This window comes from Yinghuangia aomiensis, from assembly GCF_039542225.1.
Lineage (GTDB): Bacteria > Actinomycetota > Actinomycetes > Streptomycetales > Streptomycetaceae > Yinghuangia > Yinghuangia aomiensis.
In genome coordinates this window covers 298,604-321,626 of record NZ_BAABHS010000006.1, presented here as the reverse complement: position 1 = coordinate 321,626, position 23,023 = coordinate 298,604, and the positions used below count along the sequence as shown (strand labels likewise).

Here is a 23,023-nt window from a genome sequence, read left to right as displayed (position 1 = left end):
GTTCTGCCCAAGGTGGCCGCTAACCGGTCACGTCCAAGAACACCGCCATGTCGCGCATCTCGCCGGTCAGCGTGCGCTTTCGCTTACGGAGGACGTCGCGCAGCACGCCTCTGGCCATCGTCTGGTGGCGGAGCCACTCAGGGGAGCGGGCGCGTACGTAGGCGAGTTCGTCCATCGCCTGCTGGTGGTCGCCGAGCACGGTGTGGGCTTGTGCGACGTCGAGGCGGTGGCGGTGCCAGTTGTCGCTGTTGGGCCGGCCGGCGCGGCGGCGGCCGTAGTCGCTCAGCGGGCCCTCGTCCGACTGCCGCAGGGCGCTGCGCGCGTCGCCGGTGATCATGACCGCTTCGACGGCTTTCATGGCGACGGTGACAGGTCCGAAACGCGACCAAGGGTGCCGCGGGTCGTGGTATTCGGCGCCGACGGCCACGGCGGCGGTCATCGCCACGCGCTGATACTCCTCCGCCTCGGCGGGCCGGTTGTTGCGTGCCGCCGCGGCAGAGGCCCGCAACGCCAGCCATCCCCACGCGGCCAGCCGTTCCGGCGAGGCCTGCGAAACCCGTGGCTCCACGACGTCGGCCGTCGTCGCGGCGAGCGACTCGGCGTCGTCGAACCGGCCTTGGCGCAGCAGTAGCCACGCCAGGCCGTTCACCCCGGATGCGGCCGTCATATCGTTACCGGCGTTCCGCGCGTCCGCGATCGCCCCGGCCAGCGCGTGGTAGGCCAGGTCGTAGTGCCTCGTCTGGGTGAGGAACCGCCCGGCAAGTTCCAGGACTTGCGAGCGGGCGACCAGCGCCCGGTCGGGGTCGTCGCCATCCACCGCGCGGTTCGCCTCCGCCACCAACCGGGGCAAGCGCTGGGCGACGCTCTGATAGCGGTCTGCGTGGTAGAGCCGCCCGAGTTCGACCGCCGAACGTTCCAGCGCCGACAACTCTGGTGCCTCGTCGCGCGGTCTGCCGACCGGCACCAGGCCGACCGGCGGTGTCAACGCCTTCCGCAAGGCGACGAGGTGGAGCCGGTTCGGGTCGTCGCCGTCCACCGGCTCCGGGGCATCTGCGGCCAGCAGCTCCGACGTCGGCACGGCGAGTGCCCGGGCGAGCGCGTGCAGGGTCGCCATCTCGACGGTCTTGCCCTGTTCGACCTTGCGCACCGTGCCGACACTCAACCCAGCGGCCTCGGCCAGCCTTTCCTGGCTGAGGCCACTCACCCGCCGGTGCCTTCGGACGTTCTCACCCAGCGTCCCGGTCATCGGCGCCACCCCTCAGAACACGCAATCGCCCTTCAACCGTACGCCGCCCCTCAGCCCTTCACCCGCGCCACCGTCAGCCCGTCCGCCACCGGCAGGATCACCGCTTCCACCCGCGGGTCCTTCTTCACATGCTCGTTGAACCGCCGGATGGCCGCCGGAGCCCCCGTCGCCGCCGGGTCCACGACATGTCCGCCGAAGAGCACGTTGTCCGCGAGCACCAGCGCGCCCGGGGTCATCCGCGGGATCAGGGCTTCCCAGTAGCCGACGTAGCCGTCCTTGTCCGCGTCGACGAATGCCAAGTCGATGTGCGGGTGGCTCGGCAGCGCGTTGAGCGTCTCGATCGCCGGGGCGATGCGCAGGTCGATCCGGTCGGCCACGCCCGCCTTCTCCCACGCCTCGCGTGCGACCGACGTCCACTCCTCCGACACGTCGCAGCACAGCAGTTTTCCGCCCTCGGGCAGTGCCCGCGCGATCGCCAGCGACGAGTACCCCGTGAAGGTGCCGACCTCGACCGCGAACCGCGGGGCGACGAGCGCGGTGAGGATGCTCAGGAACGTGCCCTGCTCCGGGGGGATCTGCATGCCGGACGGGCCCGCGAACGACCGGTGCGTGCGCTCGATCAGCTCCGCCTGCACCGGGTCGGGGGGCGTGGAGTGGTCGAGAATGTAGGTGTACAGCTCGTCGGTGATCCGGACGTTCTTGGACGTGTCCATCGTTCCTCCCACGGGGCCTCGGGCGCCTCGATCCTGCCAGCCGCCGGGTCGTTCGGTCCGGCATACGCGCCGGTGGGACAGGATGGGCGCGAGAGCCCCACGGCGAGCCAACGAACGGGAGCGGTCATGACCGGCGACAAGAACGAACCCTTCCAGCCCGATACGGAGGACGAGGCGGCGATGGCCGACCTCGCCGCGCGCGTCTTCGGCGCCGCGCGGGCCGGCGACGCCGAGATGCTCGCCAGCTACGTCGACGCGGGCCTGCCCGTCGACCTGGCCAACGAGGCGGGCGACACGCTGCTCATGCTGTCCGCGTACCACGGCCACGTGGCGTCCGTGCAGGTGCTGCTCAAGCGCGGTGCCGACGCGAACAAGGCCAACGACCGCGGCCAGACCCCCTTGGCCGGCGCGGTGTTCAAGAACGAGCCGGAGATCGCCCGCGCGCTGCTCGACGCGGGTGCCGACCCGGACGCGGGATCGCCGTCCGCGGCCGACACGGCACGGATGTTCGGCAAGCAGGACATGCTTTCGCGCCCGGCCGGGTAGGTAGTCCGCGCCAAGCGACCGGATTCCGGGTCGGCCGAGCACCGGCCCGGGACCCGGAACCCAGCCACGACGCCGAGCGGAGGCGGTGGCCATGAGCGGCGCATGGGAGGCGGGGGAGCACCCCGCCGGTTTCGCGGCCCGGTTCACGTTCGGGGCGGGCCTGCTGCACGTGCGGTCGGACCTGCCCGAAGCGATCGACGGATCGCTCACGCCGTGGAGCGACCGCTACCACGGGCTGGTGCTGCGCGTCCCGGGCGTGCGCCGGGTCCGCCGCCTCGAACTCGCGGGCGCCTTCGCGGGCGCGGAGCCGGACATCGTCGCCGAGCCGGGGGCGTTACCGGACCCGGCCCGCTACCTGACGCTCTACGACCTCAAGCATCCGGGCATCCCGGGAACCGCCGCGTTCCGGGCAATGGCGGCCACCGGGGCCGACCCCGGTCTGGCGGACGGCGAGGCGGCCGGGCGGCTGGTGGCCCGGGAATGCCACCGCTGGCCCGGGGTGTCCGCCGCGCGGCTGTTCCCGGCGGGCGAGAAGCTGCTGCACCTGGCGGTGCAGGGCGAAGGGCCCGTCGTCCGGCGTTGGCTGGACGACGAGGCCGCGCCCGCGTTGCTCCGGGCCGCCGGGGTGGTCGGCGTCCGCTGGTTCGATGCCGGCGAGGGCCGTCACCTCATCCTCTGCGAACTCCAAGGGCCGATCTGGCCGTTGCCGCCGGGCGTCGGCCCAGGGCTGGGCCCGGCGGTGTGGAGCGCCTACCGCCAGCAGTACGTGCGGCAGGCACCCGGCGAGTGAACCCCTACTCCTCGGGGACGACCCGCGTCACCGCGAACCCGGCCGCTTCCAAACCCGGTTCGACGACGGCCGCGTCGCCTTCGACGACGATGGTCAGCGCGTCCGGGCGCAGGTAGCGTCCCGCGGCCGCGTTGGCGTCGTCCCGGGAGGCCGCGACGACCTCGGCGTATTCGCGGGTCACGTGGTCGTCCGGCAGCCCGTGCACGACCGCTTCGCGCAGCCGGGCGCCGATGCCGCGCGGCGTCTGCAGGTGGATCGGCATGCTGCCCAGCACGTGCGCGCGGGTGGTGGTGAACTCGTCTTCGGTGATGCCGGCTTCGCGCATCCTGCGGACCTCGGCGAGGGCGTCGGTGACGGCGTCGGCGGTCACTTCGGTGTGCACGGACGCGGCGACGGTGAAGGTGCCGATGCGGCGGCCGTGCAGGAACGACGCGCCCGCGCCGTAGGTGTAGCCCTTCACCTCGCGCAGCTGGTGGTTGAGGCGGGACGTGAACGACCCGCCCAGCACCTCCGCGAACAGGTCGATCGCCACCAGGTCGGGCGTGGACCGCGGCGGACCGGTGTGGCCCATGCGCAGCACCGACTGCACGGCGCCGGGCCGGTCGACGAGCAAGACCCGCACCTCGGAGGGCGGTTCCGGCATCGCGGGCACGTCCGCCGGGCCGGAGGCGCCGGGGGCGTCGGCGAACACCGCGGCGGCCAGCGCGTCCAGGTCGACCGCGTCCAGGTCGGCGGCGACCAGCAGCGTGCCGGGCGCGGTCATGACCTTGGCGTGGAAGCCGCGGATGTCGTCGCCGGTGATGCGGGCGTTGCTCGTGGGCGTGCCGTCGAGCATCCGCCCGAAGCGGCTTTCCGGACCGAACAGGGCGCGCCGGTAGGCCTGCTGGGACCGGGTGCCGGGCTGCGACCAGGCGTGCTGGAGCGAGGTGGCGACGTCGGCGAGGAAGCGTTCCACGTCCGCGTCGGTGAACGCGGGGCGGCGGACGGCCTCGGCGAGCAGGTCCACGCCCGCGCCGAGCAGCGCGACCGGCACGTCGATGCCGATGCTCTGGGTCTCCCAGTCGTGGCTCCACGTCCAGCGGGCGCCGAGGCCTTCGACGGCGAGGCCGAATTCGTCGGCGGTGTACGAGCGGGTCCCCTCGTCGAGCAGCCCGCCGGTCACCCGGGCCAGGCCGTCCAGGCCGGCGGGGTCGTGCAGGGCGCCGCACTCCATGACGAGGCCCGCCCAGGCGATGGGGCGTCCGGGCAGGTGCGCGGCGACGATCTCGCCGCCGCCGGGGACGGCGATGCGGCGGACGTCGGGGAACACGTAGGGGCGCGGCGCGGTGCCCGTGGGGCGTTCGGCCACCAGGCGTTCGGCGGTCATGCGGCGCTCTCCTCGGCTTCGTCGGCCGTCCCGGCGGCGGATGCGGCGGGCAGGTAGGTCAGCACGATGCGGTTGTCGTCGCGGAACGTCTCGGCGGCGACGCGGGCGATGTCGTCGAGGGTCACGGCGTCGAGCAGGGCGATGCGGTTCCGGACGGCTTCCGCGTCGCCGAACCGGGTGGCGTACTGGCCGAGGGTGTCGGCGCGGCTGTTGACGGTGGCGAGTTCGCGGAACCAGTCGGCGGTGATCATCGCGCGGGCCCGGTCGAGTTCCTCCGGTTCGAGGCCGCCGCGGACGGCGTCGTCGCACACCTCGAAGTACGCGTCCACCACCGCGTCGGGCTCGATGCCGACGCGCGGCGCGCAGGCGCCCATCACCATCGACGGGTAGTGCATCAGGCCCCACGCCGCCATGAACCCGGACTCGGCCTGCGCCAGCCGGCGTTCGCTCACCAGCGTGCGGTACAGCCGCGATCCGCGGCCGCGGCCGAGGACCGTGGTCAGCAACTCGGCGGCGGGTGCGTCGGGGGAACCCCAGGCCGGGCCGCGGTGGCACAGGTAGATGCGCGGCATCGGCACGTCTTCGGTGAGCGTGACGCGCTGCGGGCTGCCGAACTGCCGCGGCAGCGGCTTGGCGTCCGGCTGCGGGACGGAGCCGCGCGGTTCCAGGCGGCCGAAGTAGCGTTCGGCGAGCTCCGCGACGCGCTCCGGATCGACGTCGCCGACGACGGTGAGGACGGCGTTGTCGGGCGCGTAGTAGGTGTCGTGGAACGCGGTGAAGTCGGCCAGCGAGGCGCTGTCCAGCTCGGCCATCGAGCCGATCGTGGAGTGCGCGTAGGGGTGGCCCTCGGGGTAGGCGAGGCCGACCATGACCTCGGACCAGCGGCCGTACGGCACGTTGTCGTACCGCTGGCGGCGCTCGTTCTTGACCACGTCGCGCTGGTTGTCCAGGGTCTCCTGGGTGAGTCCGAGGGATCCCATGCGGTCCGCCTCGAGCCACAGCGCGAGTTCGAGCTGCCCGGACGGCACGGTCTGGTAGTAGTTCGTGCGGTCCGGATTGGTCGAGGCGTTGATCGCGTCGCCGCCGCACGCCTGGATCAGAGCGAAGTGCTCGCCCTTGGCGACGTGTGCGGAACCCTCGAACATCAAGTGCTCGAAGAGGTGCGCGAATCCGTGCTTGCCGGGCGGCTCGTGGCGGGCGCCCACGTCATACCAGAGGTTGACGGCGGCAAGGGGCACGGACGGATCGGGGCTGACCACCACGCGCAGGCCGTTCGGGAGCACGGACTGGTGGATGGGCCACCGGAAGGCGGTATGCGGCACGGCGGATCGTCCCTTCCGGGACGCCCCTGCACGGCACCGCGCCCCGCACCGACGGCCCACTCGGACGATCAGTATTCCAGCAGGTCGCGCCTGGCGGGGCGGTGTTCGGGCGCGGTTGTCCGGATACGCCCGTACCGGGCCGGCCGCGAGGGCCGACCCGGTACGCCGCGGACCCCGTCATGGGTCACGCGGAAGTCATCGCGGATCCGCACCCGGACCCGGAACAGCTCGGGTTCAGGCGAACAGCGCCTGGAACTTCGCCAGCGACTCGACCAGGGCCTCCTGCGTGGCCTTGGTGACCTTGCCGGCCATCATCGAGACCGCGCCGCCCTTGACCTCGGAGTCGATCTTGAACAGCGTGCCTTCGCCGCTCGCCTCGACGATGAACGACTCGATCATGCTGACGCCCATCGGGCCCTTGCCGTCGAGGTCGAAGCGGACGCCCTCCTCGACGTTCTTGATCGTCCACTTGATGTCCGCCGGGAAGCCCATGAGCTTCATCTTCTCGTCGTACGCGACGCCGGCTTCGAGCTTCTCGGGGCCGCCCGCCGGGAACTCGACGTGCGGGACCATCCACTTGCCGAAGTCGGCGAAGTTCGTCAGCTGGGCCCAGACCGCGTCCGGCTTGGCGGCGATCTCGATCTGCTCGTTGATGACAGGCATGCGCATGGTCCTTCTGCTCGGCACGGGGGCGGGCGGACCGCCGCGTGCGGTTATCGCAGTTCCGGGTGGTGCGAGTGGTCCATCGAGGAGGGATTGCGCGTGTACCGGCGCGCACAGCCGAACCCCCGTCGGACCGGATGCCGCGAAGCTACCGCCGATATTTGGCACAGTCAATGGTGTCGGTGTCGGTCCGAGTGCGGGCCGTACAAGGGTTTCGGCGGTGTGCGGCCGGCCCTCAGGCGCCGTGCAGACGGGGCGGCAGGACCGTGCCGTCCGGGTCCCCCGGGCCCGGTGAGACGGTGAGCCCGGAACCGTCCAGCGCCTCTCCGCAGTGGTCGCACACCATCACGGCCGTGGTCGCCTGCCCGCACGTTGCGTGCGTCACCACGACCGGCGGCCCGTCCGGCGCCGCCCACACGTCGCCCCACTGCCGCATCGCGGTCAGTACCGGCCACAGCGCGCGGCCCTTGGGGGTCAGCCGGTAGTCGTACCGCGGCGGATTGTCCTGGTACGCCTCACGCGCCAACACCCCTTGCTCCACCAGGTGTTCGAGGCGCTGGGTGAGCACGTTGCGGGAGATGCCGAGCCGGCTCTGGAAGTCGTCGAACCTGGTCACCCCGAAGAACGCGTCGCGGACCACGAGCATCGTCCACCATTCGCCGGCGACCTCCAGAAACTGGGCGATCGAGCACGGCATGTCTTCGAAGCTCTTGCGGCGCATGGGACCGAGGGTAGTGGGTTGTTTGACGGAACTCATCTCGGCCGAGTGGGTTGCGTGAAAAGACCCGGTGTCTCTACGGTGGGCGCGTCGTGAGTGAGTTGTTTGATGAAACTCGCTCGTGGGTCTTTGCCCGCGCCCTTCGCCGGCGTTCCTCTACCACGCCCTTCTGGGGGATCCGTGTCCCAATCCGCCGCCCCGCCTGCCCGGGGACCGGTCGCCGCCGTGGTGTTCTCCGGTGTCGTCCTGGTCAACCTCGACCTGTTCATCGTCAACGTCGCCGTGCCCGCGATGGCCCGCACCTGGTCCGGCGCGGATCTGGCCGATTTGTCGTGGGTCCTCAACGGCTATGCGGTCGTCTTCGCGGCCCTGCTCGTGCCCGCCGGACGCCTCGCCGACCGCAGCGGCCACCGTGCGGCCTTCCTCCGCGGCACCGCTCTGTTCACCCTCGCCTCGGCCCTGTGCGCCGCCGCGCCGGGCGTCGCGTGGCTGGTCGCCGCACGGCTGCTGCAGGCCGCTGGGGCGGCGGTGCTCGTCCCCGCGTCCCTCGGACTTCTGCTCACCACGACACCGCCGGAACGCCGCGCCGCGGTGGTCCGCGCCTGGGCCGCGGTCGGAGGGCTTGCCGCCGCGCTGGGCCCGGTCCTCGGCGGGCTGCTCGTCGAACCGGGCTGGCGCTGGGTGTTCCTCGTCAACGTGCCCATCGGCATCGCGGCCGTCGCGACCGGCACCCGGGTGCTGCCGCGGTCGACCGCAGCCGCGCGCACCCCGATGCCCGACCTGTACGGCGCGCTCGTGTTCGTCGCCGCTGTCGCGGCCCTGGCCCTGGGCCTGGTCAAAGCCGAGGACTGGGGCTGGGGCTCGCCGCGGGTGCTCACCGCCTTGGCCGCGTTCCTCCTCCTCGGTGTGTGGTTCGCGGCCCGCACGGCCCGGCATCCGCGCCCGCTCGTCGAACCGGCCGTCCTCCGGGTCCGCGACTTCTCCGTGGCCGGGGTGGCGTCGGTCCTGTTCGGCATCGCTTTCGCGGGCATGCTGCTCGGCATCACGTTGTGGTGCCAGGAGGTGTGGGGCTGGACCGCCCTCACCACCGGACTCGCCTTCACTCCGGGCCCGTTGCTCGTTCCGCCGACCGCCGTCCTGGCCGGGAAGTGGGCACCGCGACTCGGTGCCGGCCGGCTGGCCGCCGCGGGCGGCGCCGTCTTCGCGGTAGGGATGCTGCTGTGGGCGCTCTGCCTCGACGTCGACCGGACCTATGCGGCCGGGATGCTCCCGGGCCTGCTCCTGTCCGGGCTCGGCGTAGGCCTGATGCTCCCGACCCTGGTCGCCGCCGCGGCCACCGCGTTGCCCGCCGGCCATGCCGCGACAGGGTCGGGCATGGTGACGATGCTGCGGCAGCTCGGCGCGGTGCTGGGGGTCTCGGTGACGGTGCTGCTGCTGGGGTCGTCTTCCTCTCCGGACGGCTTCACGCACGTCTGGTACCTGCTGGCGGGGGTGTCGCTGGCGGCTTCCGCCGTCGCGCTCCTGATCGGGCGCCGGGCGGAGACGCCCGCGCGGGCGGCGGCGGAGGCGGGGGAGGAGGCGGGGGAGGAGGTCGGGGTGGGTTGATGCTGCGTCAGGGGTCGTTCACCAAGATCCACTTGTCCCCCCGGTAACGGTCCGCCGATGGCTTCCGTCCAGCAGACTTGGCGCATGACGAACGACCCCGCGGAGCACTCCGCACGCGCCGGGCGGCCCCGCCGCCCGTCCGGCGCGACCCGCTCGCCCCGAACCCCCGGCCCGCCGAACGCCGCCGAGAAGATCCTCGCGTCCGCCGTGGAACTCTTCCGCGAACGCGGCCCGGCCGCCGTCTCGCTGCGCGAAATCGCCCGGCACGCGGGGGTCAACTACGGGCTGATCCACCACTACTACGGGACCAAGGAAGGCGTCCTCGCCGCCGTCTTCCGGATGTCCGCGGAGCGCGGCGAACGCGTCCTCGACGACGTCGCCGACTCCGCCACCGCCCTCGCCATCCTGGCCCACGACCCGCGCGCCTTCGCCCGCATGCTGGCCTTCGCGGTCCTGGAAAGCGACAGCTCCCAGGTCTTCGAATCGGAAACCCCCGGCATCCGCAAACTCCGCGAACTCATCGAACACGAGTGGACCCAGTCCGCGGCCGGCACCCTGCCCCCGCCGTCCACCCGGACCGCCTTCGACCCGCGCGTCATCGCCGCGACCTCGGTGCTGACCGTGCTCGGCTGGAGCCTCCTGTCCAGCTACCTCGTCCCCGCATCCGGCCTCGCCGAACGGGACCCGGACGACCTGAACGCCGAGGTACTCGAGGTCCTGCAGTGCCTGATCCGGGCCACGGCCCCGGGGCAGACACAGACCCCCTGACCGACCGCCGACCTGTCTCCGACCTGTCTCCGAACTGCCCCTGACCTGCCTCGTCGGATGCGCTGCCGCCGCGCATCCGGTCGGACACCCCTGAACGACACGGCTGGGCGCGCCGCCCCGCACCCGGCCGGGGCAGGTGTGGATTGACACCGAGGCCGAGCTTGTTCCGGCGCCGATGACGATGTGGGCCGGACCTTCACCGTGCCGACGAACGCTTACCAACAACGTGGGGCCTGCTCCGGCATCGATCACGGCGTGGCGGGGACCCCACTGTGCCGAAGAACGACCGGCATCGGGCCTGGCCTGTTCCGGCACCCGTCACCTCGCCTCCGCCCCACCTGCCCGCGATCACCCGCTCCACGACACGTGCGCGTTGGGCGGACCTGCCCGTGATGACGCCGCTGCGGCATCCCCACGGACCCGGCCCCGCCGCTACCGAGCAGGCTGCGCAGGTCCGGGCTTGGTGCTGCACGCTGCGGCCATGGGCCTTGCGTGCCGATGTCTGCCGCCGAATGCGGGGACGGGTGTTGTGTGGCTGTGTGTGCCGCCGAACGCGGGCACTCCGCGCGGCGCGGCTGCGCTTCCGCCCGGCTTCTGTACCGAACCGACGCCCTGCCCGGGTCGAGTGCCTGGGCACCTGCGGCCGGCGCGGCCGGGTGAGTGCGGGCCTGCCCTCGCGCGGACTCCGGCTCAGGCCTGGGAGCGGCTCGCCAGGTCCGGGTCCTCCGGGGTCGGTTGATGTGTCTTCGGTTGACCTGTCTCAGGACTACGGCTCACTTGCCGGCCTCAGCTGTGGCTGCGCCGGTCGTGGCCGGCGGCCCGGGTCCCGATCGGCCTCGTTTCTGCTTCCTCGTCCGCGGCTCCGGCCGGGGTCCCGCCGCGGTGTTCCGGCCCGAGGCCGGTCCCCGGTCGCGGTGGCGCCTGGGCCGCGGCGCAGAATGGGAGGCGCCACCATCGAGCACAGGAGGGCCCGTGACCGTCGACTCGCATCCCGCACGCCGGCTCTGGACCGCCGTCGAGCCACTCCACGCCGTCGTCTACTTCGCGCCGGAAGTCGCCGACGCCGCCGCGGCCGTCGGGCTCAAGGGCTGGTACATGAGCTACTTCGCGGGCCGTGCCGCGCCCCTCGGCGCGGTCGGCCCCGAGGCGGTGACCGCGATGTTCTTCGGCTTCGCGCCCGCCAAGGTCAGCCGCGCGCTGCCCGACGCGTGGGACTTCGCCACCCCGCGCGCGGTCCTCGCCAGCCGCCTCGAAGCCGTCGACCGGGCCCTGGCCCGCGCACTGCCCGAGGACGCCGACCTCACCCGGCTCGCCACGCTCCTCGAACACGCCGCCGGAGGCTGCGACTTCGGCGCCCGCCCGCTCGCCGCGGGGTGGTCCGGCGTCCGGCTCCCCGACGACGCGCACCCGCGCCTGCGCGCGTGGCTCGCCGCCACCGTGCTGCGCGAACACCGCGGCGACGGCCACGTCCTCGCCTCCGTCGACCACGGCCTCGACGGCCTGCAGGCCTCCATCACCCACAGCGCCACCGGGCTGACGGACGGCCAACGCGTCCAGATCAGCCGCGGGTGGACCGAAAAGCAGTGGGAACGCGCCCTCGTCGACCTGATCGGCCGCGGCGTCGTCGACACCGACGGGAACCTCACCGAATCCGGCATCGCGCTCCGCACTGCCGTGGAGGAAGCCACCAACCGCCTGGCCTCCGCCCCCGTCCGCACCCTCGGCGAGTACGCGGTCGAGGAAGCCATCGCCCTCGCGGCGCCTCTGTCCCGCCACCTCTTCGACACGTCCGAAATCCCGCTGCCGAACCCGATCGGCGTGGGACGCCCGTAGGTCCGACGCGGGAGCCGCGCAACGACCGCGCCCGAGAGGTCACCGCCGGATGTCCGTCCGGCGGCAAGGGCGGCATCATGAACCGGTGCCCGAACTGCTCGATCCGACCGCCAGGCTGCGTGTGTCGTTCGTGGCGGCGGTGGCCGAGTTCCGCCGGGACCGCGGCACTCCTCTGCCATGGTTCGTTGAAGACGTCGACCCGCCGGTCCGAAGGCGACCGGATGCTCGGCAGGTTGGCCATCCGCCACCGGCTGACCCCGGCGCTGGAAGAGCCTCCTGAACGGCCGGCCGCCGGGACACCTCGACATCGACGGACGCTTGCGCCGCGCGCCCAGCCGCACCCGCGCGGAACGACAGCGAGCACCGACGTGTGACCGGCTTCGGGACCAGGCCCGGGTATCGGCGGGCGGGCGGTCCGGCTACTCCGAGACCTCGACGTAGCGCCAGACCTCGCCGTCGTCCATGTCCTCTTCCTCCTCGACCTCGTCGAGGCCGAGGACGATGCCGGGAAGGGCCTCCGCCAAGCGGTCGCGCATGCGCTTGGTCATGAAGTGGTGGCCGACGAAAAGCTGATCGAGGTGGGTCAGCGGCTGCCCGGTGAGCAGTGCCTCGGCGCCCTCGTCGCCGAGCGTGCCCATCGACAGGTCGAGCCGGCGCAGGCGGGACACGATCGGGGCCGCGGCGACGGCGGCGGCGATCTCGTCCTGGATCTCGCTGTTCATCAGGCCGAGGGTGGTGAGTGCGGGCAGTCCGCGTCCTTCGAGGATGCCGGCCAGGTCGGCGATGGTGGCGTCGCCGCCGTACTCCTCGACGCCGAGCCACAGTTCGAGGGATTCCAGGGCCGGGAACACCGACGCGCCGACGGCGCGCACCACGTCGTCGGGGAGACCGCCGCTCTGGAACTCCAGGTGCCGCAGCGCCGTGTGTTCGACGGGGTCGAGGACGAGCATCGAGCCGCCCTTGACGATCAGCGTCTCCAGGCGGGGGAACGCCCGCAGCAGCGGCGTGATGTTGCTCTGCTGGATCCAGGAGATCTCGTTCTCCTCGAACCAGATGTCGCCGAGGAACAGGTGGCGAAGCGCAGGCAACCGGTCGGCATGCGCGACCAGTTCGTCGACGACGATGCGCGAACTCGCGTCTCCTCCGCCCCAGCATCCGATGACGATCGCGCTCACCTGCGTGATGTCGACCGCGGCGACGAAGCGCGCGAAATGCTCGGGGAAGGTCTCGGGCGGCCGGTACGCCGGTATGCGCAGGTTCCAGGCGGCCTCGTGCGCGGCGGGCAGCGGCTGCGGGTCCGAGGTGGGGGCGTCGCCGCGACGGGTGTCGTCCGGGTTCGGAAGGTCCTGCAGGCGGGCGACGGGCAGGCTGCCGAAGGTGTTCTCGTGCCCGTAGGTGTCCATGGCGGGGCGTCCTTCGCGGTGGTGTGGCGTGCGGGAGGGGGGGGACTTGCTTACCAGGGCGGACTGCCGACGGACTTCGTGGCGTCCGGCCGGCGGCCGGTCGAGCGTGGGGGCGGGTTGATCTCAACGTCGAGTACACGCTGACCGTGCGCTGAGCACGGAAGCAGTGGCATGTGGTGCACGGCCGTTGGTTTGTCCACAGGGTGGCCGACGGCTGCCCACCCCTGTCCGCGGCAGTGGATAGCCTCGGGCGCTATGAGTACCGGTGCGTTTCCGGGTGCCGCGGGCGGCATCGCCGGGGCCCCCGCCGAACGGGTGGGGGCTCGGCTCGATGCCGTGTTGGAGCGCGTCACCTATCAGAACGACGACAACGGGTGGACGGTCGCGCGCGTCGACACCGGGCGCGGCGGCGGTGACCTGCTGACCGTCGTCGGGCCGCTGCTCGGGGCGCAGCCGGGGGAGTCGCTGCGGCTGTGGGGCCGCTGGGGCAGCCATCCGCAGTACGGACGGCAGTTCCTCGTGGATTCCTACGAGACCGTGCTGCCCGCAACCGTGCAGGGCATTCGGCGCTACCTCGGCTCCGGGCTCATCAAGGGCATCGGGCCGCGGATCGCCGACCGGATCGTGGAGCACTTCGGCGCGGACGCGCTGGACGTCATCGAGCAGGACGTCGCCCGGCTCATCGAGGTGCCCGGACTCGGGCCCAAGCGCCGCGACTTGATCGCCGCGGCGTGGGAAGAGCAGAAGGCCATCAAGGAAGTCATGGTCTTCCTGCAGGGCATCGGCATCTCCACCTCGCCGGCGGTGCGGATCTGGAAGCAGTACGCCGAGCGGTCGATCGACATCGTGCGCAACGAGCCCTACCGGCTCGCCGCCGACGTGTGGGGCATCGGGTTCAAGACGGCGGACGCGATCGCCCGAGCCGTCGGCATACCGCACGACTCGCCGCAACGCGTCAAAGCCGGTCTGCAGTTCACGCTCTCGGAGGCCGCCGACAACGGCAACTGCTACCTGCCGCAGGACCAGCTCGTCACCGACGCCGTGGCGATACTCGACGTGCCGCCCGGCCTGGTGGCCCGCTGCCTCGACGAACTCGCCGAGGAGGAGGGCGTGGTCCGGGAGGAGATGCCCGGGCCGGTCACCCCGTCGGGCTCGCAGGGCGACCCGGTGCGGGCGGTGTACCTCGTGCCGTTCCACCGTGCGGAGATCTCGCTGGCGGGCCGGATCCGGGCGCTGCTGAACGCGCCCGACGACCGGCTGGGCGCGTTCCGGAGCGTCGACTGGGGCCGGGCGCTGGCCTGGCTGCACAGCCGCACCGGCACCGAACTGGCCCCCGAGCAGGAAGCCGCCGTCCGCCTGGCCCTCACCGAGAAGGTCGCCGTGCTGACCGGCGGCCCGGGCTGCGGGAAGAGCTTCACGGTGCGCTCGGTCGTCGAACTGGCCGTGGCCCGGAAGGCGAAGGTCGTGCTCGCGGCCCCCACCGGACGGGCCGCGAAACGCCTGGCCGAGCTGACCGGCGGCGAAGCCGCGACCGTGCACCGGCTGCTGGAGCTCAAACCCGGCGGCGACGCGGCCTACGACCAGGACCGGCCGCTCGACGCCGACCTCGTGGTCGTCGACGAAGCGTCCATGCTCGACCTCCTTCTCGCGAACAAACTCGTCAAAGCCGTCCCGCCCGGCGCCCACCTGCTGTTCGTCGGCGACGTCGACCAGCTGCCCAGCGTCGGCGCGGGCGAAGTGCTGCGCGATCTGCTCGCCGCGCAGCCGGTGCCGCGGGTGCGGCTGACCCGGGTGTTCCGCCAGGCCCAGAAGTCCGGCGTGGTGACCAACGCGCACCGGATCAACGCGGGCCGCCCGCCGGTCACCGACGGCCTCGCCGACTTCTTCCTGTTCCCCGTGGAAGAAGCCGAGGACGCCGCGAAACTGACCGTGGACGTGGTCGCCGAACGCATACCGCGCCGATTCGGCCTCGACCCGCGCCGCGACGTGCAGGTGCTCGCCCCGATGCACCGGGGTCCGGCCGGGGCCGGCGCCCTCAACCTGCTCCTCCAGCAGACGCTCACGCCCGGCCGCCCCGGTCTCGCCGAGAAGCGCTTCGGCGGGCGCACGTTCCGCGTCGGTGACAAGGTCACCCAGATCCGCAACAACTACGACAAGGGCTCCTCCGGAGTGTTCAACGGGACAGGCGGTGTCGTCACCGGCCTCGACCCGGTCGACCAGACGCTGACCGTCCGCACCGAGGAAGACGAGAACATCGCCTACGACTTCGCCGAACTCGACGAACTCGCGCACGCCTACGCCGTCACGATCCACCGCTCGCAAGGCAGCGAGTACCCCGCGGTGGTCGTCCCGCTGACCACGAGCGCGTGGATGATGCTGCAACGCAACCTGCTCTACACGGCCGTCACCCGCGCCAAGAAACTCGTCGTCCTGGTCGGCTCGCGCCGCGCCCTCGGCCAAGCCGTGCGTACGGTGTCCGCCGGGAAACGCTGGACCGGTCTCGACCACCGCCTCGGCCGGGTCAACTGACGTCGCGCCGGACGGTCCGCCACCAGCCGGCCGCGAACGGCACCAGCACCCACAGCGCCGCGGCCGTGCCGACCCGCGCCCACTCCGTCGCCGATATCGCCGCCGGGTCGCCGAGCGGCCCGAACGCCTGACCCGGGTTCAGCCAGCCGAACGGCCGCTCCAACGCGCCGATCGTGCCGCTCAGGATGCCCAGCACCGCGGGTATGCCGAACAGCGTCAGGATCGACAGCGTCGCGTTCGCCAGCAGCATGCCGAGCGCCAGGCCCATCGTCACCGACAAGCCGGTGTCGAGGAGGCTCGTCGCCACCAGCCGGCCCGACGGCAGCCAGACGACGTCCGCGCCGACATGCCCGGTCGCCCGGCCCAGCGCATGGCCGCCCCACGCCGCGACGAGGCCGACGCCCACGCCCACGGCCGTCAGCACCAGCATCGCCAGCCACTTCGCGACGACCGTGCGGCCCCGGTCAGGCACCAGCGCGAACGTCGTCAGCGCCGTCCGCTGCGTCCACTCCGCGCACATCGCCACCGCGGCCACCACCGGCAGCAGCACGGCGACACCGGTCTGCGACGCCGAGAACAGGCCCGCCGCGTCACGCTCGTCGCGGTCCGCCGCGAACACGACCAGGCACACCATGCCGATCGTCGCCGCGAGGATCACCGCGAACACCCAACGTCCCGACCGGGTATCGACGGTCTTGCGCAACTCCAGCGCGGTAAGGGTGCGTTGCGGCACCGGGGGAGCGGCGTCGAGGAGCCTCCCCGGGGTGCTCGCGACCGGGTCGAGCCCGCCCTCGGGGACCTGACCCCGTGCTGTCGTACGGACATTCATCGTGCGCCCTCCCCGGCCTCCGGCGAACCGGTCAACGACAGGAACAACTCCTCCAGCCCGACCCCCGCGGTGCCGTGCAGCTCCGCGAGCGCCACCCCGGCGCGCGCCGCGGCACGGCCGACCAGGGCCGGCTCGGCGTCCACGACGAACGCCCGGTCCGCCCGCGCCTCGCGGACCGCCAGACCGTCCGCAGCCAAGGCGGACCGCAGCGCAGCCGGATCGTCCGCGGCACGCACCACCGCACCCGAACGCCCTTGCGTCAGCTCGTCCTTCGCGCCCTGCGCGACCAGCCGGCCGCGGGCGATCATCACGAACCGGTCCGCGACCGACTCGACCTCGAACAGCAGGTGGGACGACAGCAGCACCGTCCCGCCGCGATCCGCGAACCCGCGCAGCAGCCCGCGCATCTGGTGGATCCCCTCCGGATCCAGCCCGCTCGACGGCTCGTCCAGAATCAGCACCGCCGGATCGCCCAGCAGCGCCTGGGCTATGCCCAGCCGCTGCCGCATGCCGAACGAATACCCGCCCACCCGGCGCTTCGCCGCCGACGCCAGCCCCACCTCGTCCAGCACCGCGTCGACCCGGGCATCCGGCACGCCCTGGGCGCGCGCGGCGAGCAGCAGCGTCTCGCGGCCGCTGCGCCCCGGATGGCGTGCCGCCGCGTCGAGCAGCACGCCCACATGCCGCCCCGGATTGGGGATCGTGCGATACGGCACGCCGAGCACCGAGGCCCGCCCCGCCGTCGGCGCGGTCAGCCCGCAGATCATCCGCATGATCGTCGACTTGCCCGCGCCGTTGGGCCCGAGGAACCCCGTGACGGTCCCCGGCGCGCACGTGAACGACACGTCCCGGACGGCGTGGTGGTCGCCGTACCGCTTGCTGAGTTTCTCGACCTGGATCATGCCTTCGAGCTTGCTCGCCGGCCCCGGGCCGCGGCAGCGGCCACAGGTCGAGACCTGCGTCGACTTCGGGTGGGAATCCACCCGCCGCAAGTCGGCGCCCGGTCAGACCGACGGCCAGACGCCACAGACCTTGGAGAGGCCCCCACAGCCGCAGCCCGCGGAAAGGGTCGGCGCCCCCGCACGGGAAACGACCTACCGCGGCGGCTCGGCGTCGTGCACCAGGATCGCGATCTGCACCCGGTTGTTGAGATCCAGTTTCGTGAACACCCGCGACACGTACGCCTTCACCGTCGCGATGCTCAGCGACAGCGCCCGCCCGATCTCCGCGTTGCCGAGGCCCTTGCCGACCAGTTCCGCGACGTCGCGTTCGCCGGGCGTGAGGCGTCCCAGCAGCGCCTGTGCGCGGTCGCGGCGCGGGTCGGCGCCGGTCTCCGCGACGAAGTCCATCATGCGGCGCAGCACCGACGGCGACAGCATGGGTTCGCCGCCCGCGACCTGCCGGATCGCCCGCACGATCTCGGCGGGCGGCGTGTGCTTGAGGAGGAAACCGCCCGCGCCCGCGCGCAGCGCCCGCAGCACGTGGTCGTCGGTGTCGAACGTCGTCATCACGACCACCTGCGGCGCATCCGGCAGCGCCCGCAGCCGGGCGGTGGCGGTGAGGCCATCCATGCCGGGCATGCGGATGTCCATCAGGACGACGTCCGGCCGCAGTTCGCGTACCGCTGCGGCGACGCCGGTGCCGTCCGCGGCCTCGCCGACCACCGCGATGCCGGGATCCACGGACAACATCATGGACAGCCCCATGCGCACGAGCGCATCGTCGTCCACGATCAGGACGCGCACCGGCGCGCTGTCGTCGGAGGATGCCTGCTCGGCGGGGACGTGGTCCGTCGCGGACGGTTCGTGGGAGGTCACGGGCTCCACGGTAGCCATGCCCGGAGCCGGAATTCTCCCTGTTCGTGCCCGTGTTCGAGTCGCCCGCCGACCAGCGCGACGCGTTCGCGCAGCCCGATCAGCCCGACTCCCGCACCGGGCAAGGCCGGTGGCACCACCGGCCGGTCGACCCTCGGCGGGTGGTGCAGCGAATTCGCGATTTCGACGGTCAGCGTTCCGGGTGACACCACGTCGACCAGGATGCGCACCGGCTTGCCCGGCGCGTGCTTCCGTGCGTTCGTCAGACCTTCCTGCACGATCCGGTACGCGTGCCGCCCCACCCGCGGCGGCACCGCCTCCGCATCCGCGCGCCCTCCGTCGTACGCGACCGCGATCCCGGTGCGCCGCGTTTCCTCGACCAGCCCGGGCAGATCGGCCAGTGTCGGCTGCGGCCGATCCGCGTCGTCGGCGCCCCCGGCCGGGCCGCCGTCCGGCCCGTCCGTACGCAGCATGCGGATGACGTCGCGCAGGTCCTCCAGCGCCTCGTGCGCGCATTCCCGGATGATCCCGGCCGCGCGGGACTGCGCGGTCTGCGTGCCCGCGGCGTACTCCAGGGCGCCCGCGTGCACCGCGAGCAGCGAGATGCGGTGCGCGAGCACGTCGTGCATTTCGCGGGCTATGCGCTCGCGTTCCAGGTGCCGGGCTTCCTCGACGCGCAGGCGCTGCTCTTCGTCGGCCTGCCGGGCGCGCTCCTGCAACGAGCCGACCAGGCGGCGCTGCGACCGCAGCAGCATGCCGGAGGTGAGCGCCACCGCGTCCAGGAACAGGAAGGTACCCGCACCCTGCGCGTAGTCGTGCCAGGACGCCGCCGCCGGCCAGAACAGCAGCAGCACCAGCAGCGCGTGGGCACCGGTCACGGTCACGGCGATCCGCGGCCGCCGCGCCGCCGCGGTGCTGCACAGCGCGGCCAGCGTCGCCCCCGCGGCCGCGGGCGCGATCAGCCCGACCGGGATGAACAGCACGGCCAGCCCGGTCGGGAACCGGCGCCGGTACAGCAGCAACAGCACGGCCGCGCCCAGCCCGACACCGATGTGGAGGCCGAGGGTGTCGCGGAGGCCCGGGTCGTCGACGAGGCTCGCGAGCAGCAGCAGGGTGCCGAGCACGAGGGCGCACAAGGTGACGGCCGCGTCGACCGCCCATAGGCGGGCGGTCCGCGGAGCCGGGAGCAAACGTCGCAGGTCGGGCACCCGACGAGACTAGCCACGCGGTCCGGCGGCGCAGAACAGCCGCAGGTCTACAGCCGCATCGACCTTGGTCGACGGTCCGGATCCGACGGTCCGGATCCGACAGTCGGCGCGGGAGCCGACCCGATCACGCCCCGGCTGGCCGCCGCACCGCAGCCTTGTGCGGCCGAGGCCGCCGCGCCCACAGCGTCCGCGCGGTGACCGCCGGGTCCCAGGTCCCCTTTCCGCGGGCCAGCGGGTAGCAGGCCAGGCCGAGGAGGACCGACGTGAGGTGCCCGATGTCGGTGAAGGTCGTCCCGTCGGCGAACGGGATGCTCACCGACAGCATGATCCCGGCCAGGTAGAGCCAGCGCCACGGCCGCGCGACGTACCAGACGAGCACGCCCATGACCGCTTTCAGCCCGTAGCTCACGCCCACGTCCACCACGTCGCGCAGGCTGCCGGGCAGCGCGCCCGCGTGGATCCCCAGCAGTACGAGCCCCTGGCTCAGGTACGTCGCGCCGACGTGCCCGATGACCACGACCGACAGCCACCGCCAGGTGCCCAGCCACTGTTCCGCGACCGCGTGGAAGACGGTGAACATGATCGCGTAGTACACCAGTCCGCCGCCGCTGGTCCACAGCGCGCTGCCGACCAGCACGTGCACCGGGTCGGAGCTGAGGTGGTCGATGTTGGTGCTGCGCTGCTTCAGGAAGACCTCGCGCGCGTCCTCCGGCAGCGAGTTGTAGATGAAGGTGGTGATGAAGAGGATCAGGTACCAGATGTACGTTCCCGGCGCCGACTTGATCCAGTCGCGGACGAAGTGGGCGACGCGGACCACCGTCCGCTTGGTGTCCGTCAGCCGCACGGCACGTCACCTTTCGGGAGACTTGTACAAAATCCTCCCTGAAAGCCTCCCAGACAGCCGCAGAGTCGGCGCGTTCCAGCGCGGCAGGTCCTTCACCAACTCGTAGCAGGCGAGACCGATCAGCACGGATGTCACGTGCCCGGCCGAGGTGAAGTCGCGGTCGACGTAGACCGGCACCCCGACATACGCGCCGAGCAGCGCCAGGTAGCACCACCGCAGCGGCCCGCCGAACCGGTAGAACAGCACCCCCGCGATCGCCATCAGCGCATAGCTCGGCCCGACGTCCACCGCGTTGCGCAGCCGCACCGGCAGCGTCCCGAACTTGATACCCAGCAGCACCAGCGACTGGCTGAGGTAGGTCGCCCCGACGTGCCCGAGCACCGCCACCGACAACCAGCGCCACGTGCCCATCCACCGTTCCGCGACCGCGAAGATCAGCGTGAACATCACGGTGAACTTGACGAGGTGCGGGCCGTCCGCCCACACGGCGCTCGCCGTCAGCACTTCCACCGGGTTCTGGTTCAGGTGCTTGATGTTCGTGCTGCGCTGCTTGAGGAACGACGTTCTGCGGTCCGGATCGAGATGCAGGTACACGTACGTCGTCACATACAGCACCAGCAGCCAGATGTACGTGCCGGGCGCCGAAGCCGCCCAGTCGTGCACGCCGCGGAGCCCCCGCCCCGCCGCGCGGACCGTACGCCCCATCCCTCCGCCCTTCCTCGACGCCTTCGGGTGGGTCGTGCCCCACCGTGCACCGTCCGGAACTCCCGGTACTTCCGGAACTCTCGGAACTCCCGGAAACGCCGACGGCCCCGGCCGAAGCCGGGGCCGTCGCCCGTACGTGTCCTACCGCCGTACCGCGAGCGCGGTCAGCGGATCATCCGGACGCCGATGAAGCGCGCACCGCGCCGCGTCATCGCCGCGACCGGAATGCTCATCGCGAGGCAGATCTGCAGGCTCGCGCCCATCATCAGCATCGAGTCGCCGCCGGGGGAGTCGGTCGCCCACAGCGTCAGGCAGCTCACGCTCGCCGCGATGAACAGCATGGTCAGAAGCGCCAGCTTGCCCTGCGGCTTCGGGTACTCGATCCGGCTCACCATCAGCCATGCGGTGGTCAGGATGCCCGCCGCGGCCACCGCGAACGGCAGGTCCAGCAGGACGATCGACACCACCGTCAGCGCGCCCATCGGGATCGGCATGCCCTGGAAAACCCCGGGGCGTCCCGGCGTCGACGCGAACCGGGCGAGCCGCAGCACACCCGCGATCAGCACCGCGAGCGCCACCAGCACGGCCGGCGTCTTGCCCGGGCCGAGCGGCACCGCCGCCCACGTCACCACGAAGAACGCGGGCGCCACACCGAACGTGATCACGTCCGCGAGGTTGTCCAGCTCCGCGCCCAGCGCCGAGCGGCGCAGCTTGCGCGCCACCAGGCCGTCGCACAGGTCGAACAGCGCGCCGATCAGCATCAGCACCACGGCCGCGCCGGCGCTGCGCCGGTCGGCGGGGACGCCATAGCCGTCCATGTGCTGCGCGACCGTCGCGACCGCGAGGAAGTACACCGCGAGGAAACCGCACGCGGCGTTGCCGAGCGTCAGGACGTCGGCGGCCGAGATGCGCGACGAGAGAGGGGTCTCCTCGTCGACGCAGTCGATCTTGGGGATCGGCCGGTCGTCGCCGAACTCGGCGATCTGGTCGAAATCAATCCCGGTCAAGGCGTGTCTCCCCGGCTTGCGTCCGCTGTCCCACGGTGACCGCCGGCTCGACGCCGGGCGGGAGGTACACGTCGACGCGCGATCCGAACCGGATCAGGCCGATCCGCTCGCCGACCGCCACCTCGGCTCCGGGCTCCAGGTACGGCACGATGCGCCGCGCCACGGTCCCGGCGATCTGGACGAGCTCGATCTCGCCGCGCGGGGTGTCGAACACCCACACCACGCGCTCGTTGTTCTCGCTCTCCTTGTTGAACGCCGGGATGTAGCCGCCCGGCTTGTGCTCGACGGACTTGACGACACCCGCCAGCGGAGCCCGGTTCACATGCACGTTCAGCGGGCTCATGAAGGTGGCGACCCGGATCCGGCCGTCCGGCCAGGGGTCGATGCTCTGCACGACGCCGTCCGCGGAGGCGATGATGCCGTCCGTGCCCGGAGTGCGCTCCGGGTCGCGGAAGAACCACAGCATGCCGCCGGTCAACGCCAGCGTCGGCACGGCCGCGAAGGCCCAGCGCCGGGAGCGGAGCGCCGCACAGCCGGTCACCGCGGCCGTCAGCGCGGTCGGCACCAGCCAGGGGGAAGCCCCCTTGGCGAGGCGCACGGCCGGGCGGCGCGGCGGGACGGCTGCGGAAGTCGGCGCGGGGGAATCGTCACTCATCGAGAACCTTTGTCGGGGGCGTGCCCGTGATTGGCGGGCGGCATTCGGCGGATGCTACCTAGACTGAGGGTCGTTGCGCTCCCCACCTCGGCCACTCTTTGACCGCGGGAGCACGGAGAAATCACCAAAATCGGATGGTTCCGGGATCTTTCCTGGCCGGGCACACGGCCGGAGGGATGCCCGATCGTGCCTGCTCGTGCCTTCCAGGTTGCCCTCCGGATACGCCCCGTGCCAAATCCCCTCCCTCGGAAAGACGCTGCAGCCAGGCGTTTCGAGCCGTTCATGCCATCTGTTTCGCGTTCTGTTACACGAGCGTGACAAACGCCGGGCCGGGCAAGGTGCCCGACCCGGCGTTTGGCCGTGGTCATGCGGGGGCGCGGTATGCCGCCTGCCGCGCGCGGGGTGTTTCGACCGTCCCCGCTTCCCCTCTCGGTGCTGCTCCGGACTCCGGTGTGCGGG

The 23,023-nt window shown here is 72.2% G+C and carries 21 protein-coding genes; 6 read left to right on the top strand and 15 right to left on the bottom strand.

Annotated elements, in window-relative coordinates; translation table 11 throughout:
• Nucleotides 1–19 precede the first annotated feature (19 nt).
• Together ABEA93_RS10865 and ABEA93_RS10860 are read right to left on the bottom strand one after the other, a co-directional pair.
• Nucleotides 20–1,246 (bottom strand): helix-turn-helix domain-containing protein, encoded by a 1,227-nt coding sequence (locus ABEA93_RS10865; protein WP_345675187.1) that lies wholly within the window; start codon nucleotides 1,244–1,246, stop codon nucleotides 20–22.
• A gap of 50 nt (nucleotides 1,247–1,296) precedes the next feature.
• A complete protein-coding gene (locus ABEA93_RS10860; protein ID WP_345675186.1) occupies nucleotides 1,297–1,959 on the bottom strand; it encodes an O-methyltransferase in 663 nt (220 codons plus the stop codon).
• A 126-nt stretch (nucleotides 1,960–2,085) separates the two neighbouring features.
• Between ABEA93_RS10860 and ABEA93_RS10855 the strand changes: the two genes are divergently transcribed.
• A complete protein-coding gene (locus ABEA93_RS10855; protein WP_345675185.1) occupies nucleotides 2,086–2,505 on the top strand; it encodes an ankyrin repeat domain-containing protein in 420 nt (139 codons plus the stop codon).
• A 91-nt stretch (nucleotides 2,506–2,596) separates the two neighbouring features.
• A complete protein-coding gene (locus tag ABEA93_RS10850; RefSeq protein WP_345675184.1) occupies nucleotides 2,597–3,295 on the top strand; it encodes a hypothetical protein in 699 nt (232 codons plus the stop codon).
• A 4-nt stretch (nucleotides 3,296–3,299) separates the two neighbouring features.
• Here ABEA93_RS10850 and ABEA93_RS10845 read toward each other — a convergent pair whose 3' ends face one another.
• The 4 genes from ABEA93_RS10845 to ABEA93_RS10830 all read right to left on the bottom strand — a co-directional run bounded on the left by ABEA93_RS10845 (nucleotide 3,300) and on the right by ABEA93_RS10830 (nucleotide 7,367).
• Nucleotides 3,300–4,661 carry a M16 family metallopeptidase gene (locus ABEA93_RS10845; RefSeq protein WP_345675183.1) on the bottom strand — a complete coding sequence of 454 codons (1,362 nt, stop codon included), beginning with the start codon at nucleotides 4,659–4,661 and terminating at the stop codon, nucleotides 3,300–3,302.
• The gene (locus tag ABEA93_RS10840; protein WP_345675182.1) at nucleotides 4,658–5,983 is read right to left on the bottom strand and encodes a M16 family metallopeptidase; all 1,326 of its coding nucleotides are present in this window, start codon (nucleotides 5,981–5,983) and stop codon (nucleotides 4,658–4,660) included. The genes ABEA93_RS10845 and ABEA93_RS10840 overlap by 4 nt, the downstream gene beginning before the upstream one ends.
• Before the next feature lie 234 nt (nucleotides 5,984–6,217).
• Nucleotides 6,218–6,646, bottom strand: a complete 429-nt coding sequence (locus ABEA93_RS10835; RefSeq protein WP_345675181.1) for a type II toxin-antitoxin system Rv0910 family toxin — start codon at nucleotides 6,644–6,646, stop codon at nucleotides 6,218–6,220.
• A 235-nt stretch (nucleotides 6,647–6,881) separates the two neighbouring features.
• Nucleotides 6,882–7,367: a winged helix-turn-helix transcriptional regulator gene (locus ABEA93_RS10830; RefSeq protein WP_345675180.1), complete on the bottom strand. Its 486-nt coding sequence runs from the start codon at nucleotides 7,365–7,367 to the stop codon at nucleotides 6,882–6,884.
• A 177-nt stretch (nucleotides 7,368–7,544) separates the two neighbouring features.
• Between ABEA93_RS10830 and ABEA93_RS10825 the strand changes: the two genes are divergently transcribed.
• The 3 genes from ABEA93_RS10825 to ABEA93_RS10815 all read left to right on the top strand — a co-directional run bounded on the left by ABEA93_RS10825 (nucleotide 7,545) and on the right by ABEA93_RS10815 (nucleotide 11,570).
• Complete coding sequence (locus ABEA93_RS10825; RefSeq protein ID WP_345675179.1) at nucleotides 7,545–8,969, top strand: MFS transporter; 1,425 nt, start codon at nucleotides 7,545–7,547, stop codon at nucleotides 8,967–8,969.
• A gap of 84 nt (nucleotides 8,970–9,053) precedes the next feature.
• Nucleotides 9,054–9,737: a TetR/AcrR family transcriptional regulator gene (locus ABEA93_RS10820; protein WP_345675178.1), complete on the top strand. Its 684-nt coding sequence runs from the start codon at nucleotides 9,054–9,056 to the stop codon at nucleotides 9,735–9,737.
• Between the two features lie 972 nt (nucleotides 9,738–10,709).
• Nucleotides 10,710–11,570 (top strand): SCO6745 family protein, encoded by an 861-nt coding sequence (locus tag ABEA93_RS10815; protein WP_345675177.1) that lies wholly within the window; start codon nucleotides 10,710–10,712, stop codon nucleotides 11,568–11,570.
• Between the two features lie 419 nt (nucleotides 11,571–11,989).
• Here the strand turns inward: ABEA93_RS10815 and ABEA93_RS10810 are convergent, their stop codons facing one another.
• Complete coding sequence (locus tag ABEA93_RS10810) at nucleotides 11,990–12,973, bottom strand: STM4015 family protein (protein WP_345675176.1); 984 nt, start codon at nucleotides 12,971–12,973, stop codon at nucleotides 11,990–11,992.
• 255 nt (nucleotides 12,974–13,228) lie between these two features.
• On the opposite strand from ABEA93_RS10810, the gene recD2 reads away from it, so the two are divergent.
• On the top strand, nucleotides 13,229–15,502 hold the full coding sequence (gene recD2 / locus ABEA93_RS10805) for an SF1B family DNA helicase RecD2 (RefSeq protein ID WP_345675175.1): 2,274 nt from the start codon (nucleotides 13,229–13,231) through the stop codon (nucleotides 15,500–15,502).
• Here recD2 and ABEA93_RS10800 read toward each other — a convergent pair.
• The 8 genes from ABEA93_RS10800 to ABEA93_RS10765 form a co-directional block, all read right to left on the bottom strand.
• Nucleotides 15,495–16,331 (bottom strand): ABC transporter permease, encoded by an 837-nt coding sequence (locus ABEA93_RS10800; protein WP_345675174.1) that lies wholly within the window; start codon nucleotides 16,329–16,331, stop codon nucleotides 15,495–15,497. The two genes, recD2 and ABEA93_RS10800, sit on opposite strands and share 8 nt — an antisense overlap.
• Nucleotides 16,328–17,233 carry an ABC transporter ATP-binding protein gene (locus ABEA93_RS10795; RefSeq protein WP_345675173.1) on the bottom strand — a complete coding sequence of 302 codons (906 nt, stop codon included), beginning with the start codon at nucleotides 17,231–17,233 and terminating at the stop codon, nucleotides 16,328–16,330. The genes ABEA93_RS10800 and ABEA93_RS10795 overlap by 4 nt, the downstream gene beginning before the upstream one ends.
• 192 nt (nucleotides 17,234–17,425) lie before the next feature.
• Complete coding sequence (locus ABEA93_RS10790; protein ID WP_425584894.1) at nucleotides 17,426–18,148, bottom strand: response regulator transcription factor; 723 nt, start codon at nucleotides 18,146–18,148, stop codon at nucleotides 17,426–17,428.
• Nucleotides 18,145–19,353, bottom strand: a complete 1,209-nt coding sequence (locus tag ABEA93_RS10785) for a sensor histidine kinase (RefSeq protein ID WP_345675172.1) — start codon at nucleotides 19,351–19,353, stop codon at nucleotides 18,145–18,147. Before ABEA93_RS10785 ends, ABEA93_RS10790 begins: the two co-directional genes overlap by 4 nt.
• Before the next feature lie 124 nt (nucleotides 19,354–19,477).
• The gene (locus tag ABEA93_RS10780) at nucleotides 19,478–20,197 is read right to left on the bottom strand and encodes a rhomboid-like protein (RefSeq protein WP_345675171.1); all 720 of its coding nucleotides are present in this window, start codon (nucleotides 20,195–20,197) and stop codon (nucleotides 19,478–19,480) included.
• A 6-nt stretch (nucleotides 20,198–20,203) separates the two neighbouring features.
• Nucleotides 20,204–20,902 (bottom strand): rhomboid-like protein, encoded by a 699-nt coding sequence (locus tag ABEA93_RS10775; protein WP_345675170.1) that lies wholly within the window; start codon nucleotides 20,900–20,902, stop codon nucleotides 20,204–20,206.
• A gap of 164 nt (nucleotides 20,903–21,066) precedes the next feature.
• Complete coding sequence (gene pssA, locus ABEA93_RS10770; protein ID WP_345675169.1) at nucleotides 21,067–21,909, bottom strand: CDP-diacylglycerol--serine O-phosphatidyltransferase; 843 nt, start codon at nucleotides 21,907–21,909, stop codon at nucleotides 21,067–21,069.
• Nucleotides 21,896–22,564: a phosphatidylserine decarboxylase gene (locus ABEA93_RS10765; protein ID WP_345675168.1), complete on the bottom strand. Its 669-nt coding sequence runs from the start codon at nucleotides 22,562–22,564 to the stop codon at nucleotides 21,896–21,898. Before ABEA93_RS10765 ends, pssA begins: the two co-directional genes overlap by 14 nt.
• Between the last annotated feature and the right edge of the window lie 459 nt (nucleotides 22,565–23,023).

Coding starts and splice junctions, on each gene's coding strand:
- ABEA93_RS10810 (WP_345675176.1), bottom strand. CDS start 12,973: ATGGACACCTACGGGCACGAGAACACCTTCGGCAGCCTGCCCGTCGCC.
- ABEA93_RS10795 (WP_345675173.1), bottom strand. CDS start 17,233: ATGATCCAGGTCGAGAAACTCAGCAAGCGGTACGGCGACCACCACGCC.
- ABEA93_RS10835 (WP_345675181.1), bottom strand. CDS start 6,646: ATGCCTGTCATCAACGAGCAGATCGAGATCGCCGCCAAGCCGGACGCG.
- ABEA93_RS10850 (WP_345675184.1), top strand. CDS start 2,597: ATGAGCGGCGCATGGGAGGCGGGGGAGCACCCCGCCGGTTTCGCGGCC.
- ABEA93_RS10860 (WP_345675186.1), bottom strand. CDS start 1,959: ATGGACACGTCCAAGAACGTCCGGATCACCGACGAGCTGTACACCTAC.
- recD2 (WP_345675175.1), top strand. CDS start 13,229: ATGAGTACCGGTGCGTTTCCGGGTGCCGCGGGCGGCATCGCCGGGGCC.
- ABEA93_RS10830 (WP_345675180.1), bottom strand. CDS start 7,367: ATGCGCCGCAAGAGCTTCGAAGACATGCCGTGCTCGATCGCCCAGTTT.
- ABEA93_RS10845 (WP_345675183.1), bottom strand. CDS start 4,661: ATGACCGCCGAACGCCTGGTGGCCGAACGCCCCACGGGCACCGCGCCG.
- ABEA93_RS10855 (WP_345675185.1), top strand. CDS start 2,086: ATGACCGGCGACAAGAACGAACCCTTCCAGCCCGATACGGAGGACGAG.
- ABEA93_RS10775 (WP_345675170.1), bottom strand. CDS start 20,902: ATGGGGCGTACGGTCCGCGCGGCGGGGCGGGGGCTCCGCGGCGTGCAC.
- ABEA93_RS10765 (WP_345675168.1), bottom strand. CDS start 22,564: ATGAGTGACGATTCCCCCGCGCCGACTTCCGCAGCCGTCCCGCCGCGC.
- ABEA93_RS10865 (WP_345675187.1), bottom strand. CDS start 1,246: ATGACCGGGACGCTGGGTGAGAACGTCCGAAGGCACCGGCGGGTGAGT.
- ABEA93_RS10800 (WP_345675174.1), bottom strand. CDS start 16,331: ATGAATGTCCGTACGACAGCACGGGGTCAGGTCCCCGAGGGCGGGCTC.
- ABEA93_RS10820 (WP_345675178.1), top strand. CDS start 9,054: ATGACGAACGACCCCGCGGAGCACTCCGCACGCGCCGGGCGGCCCCGC.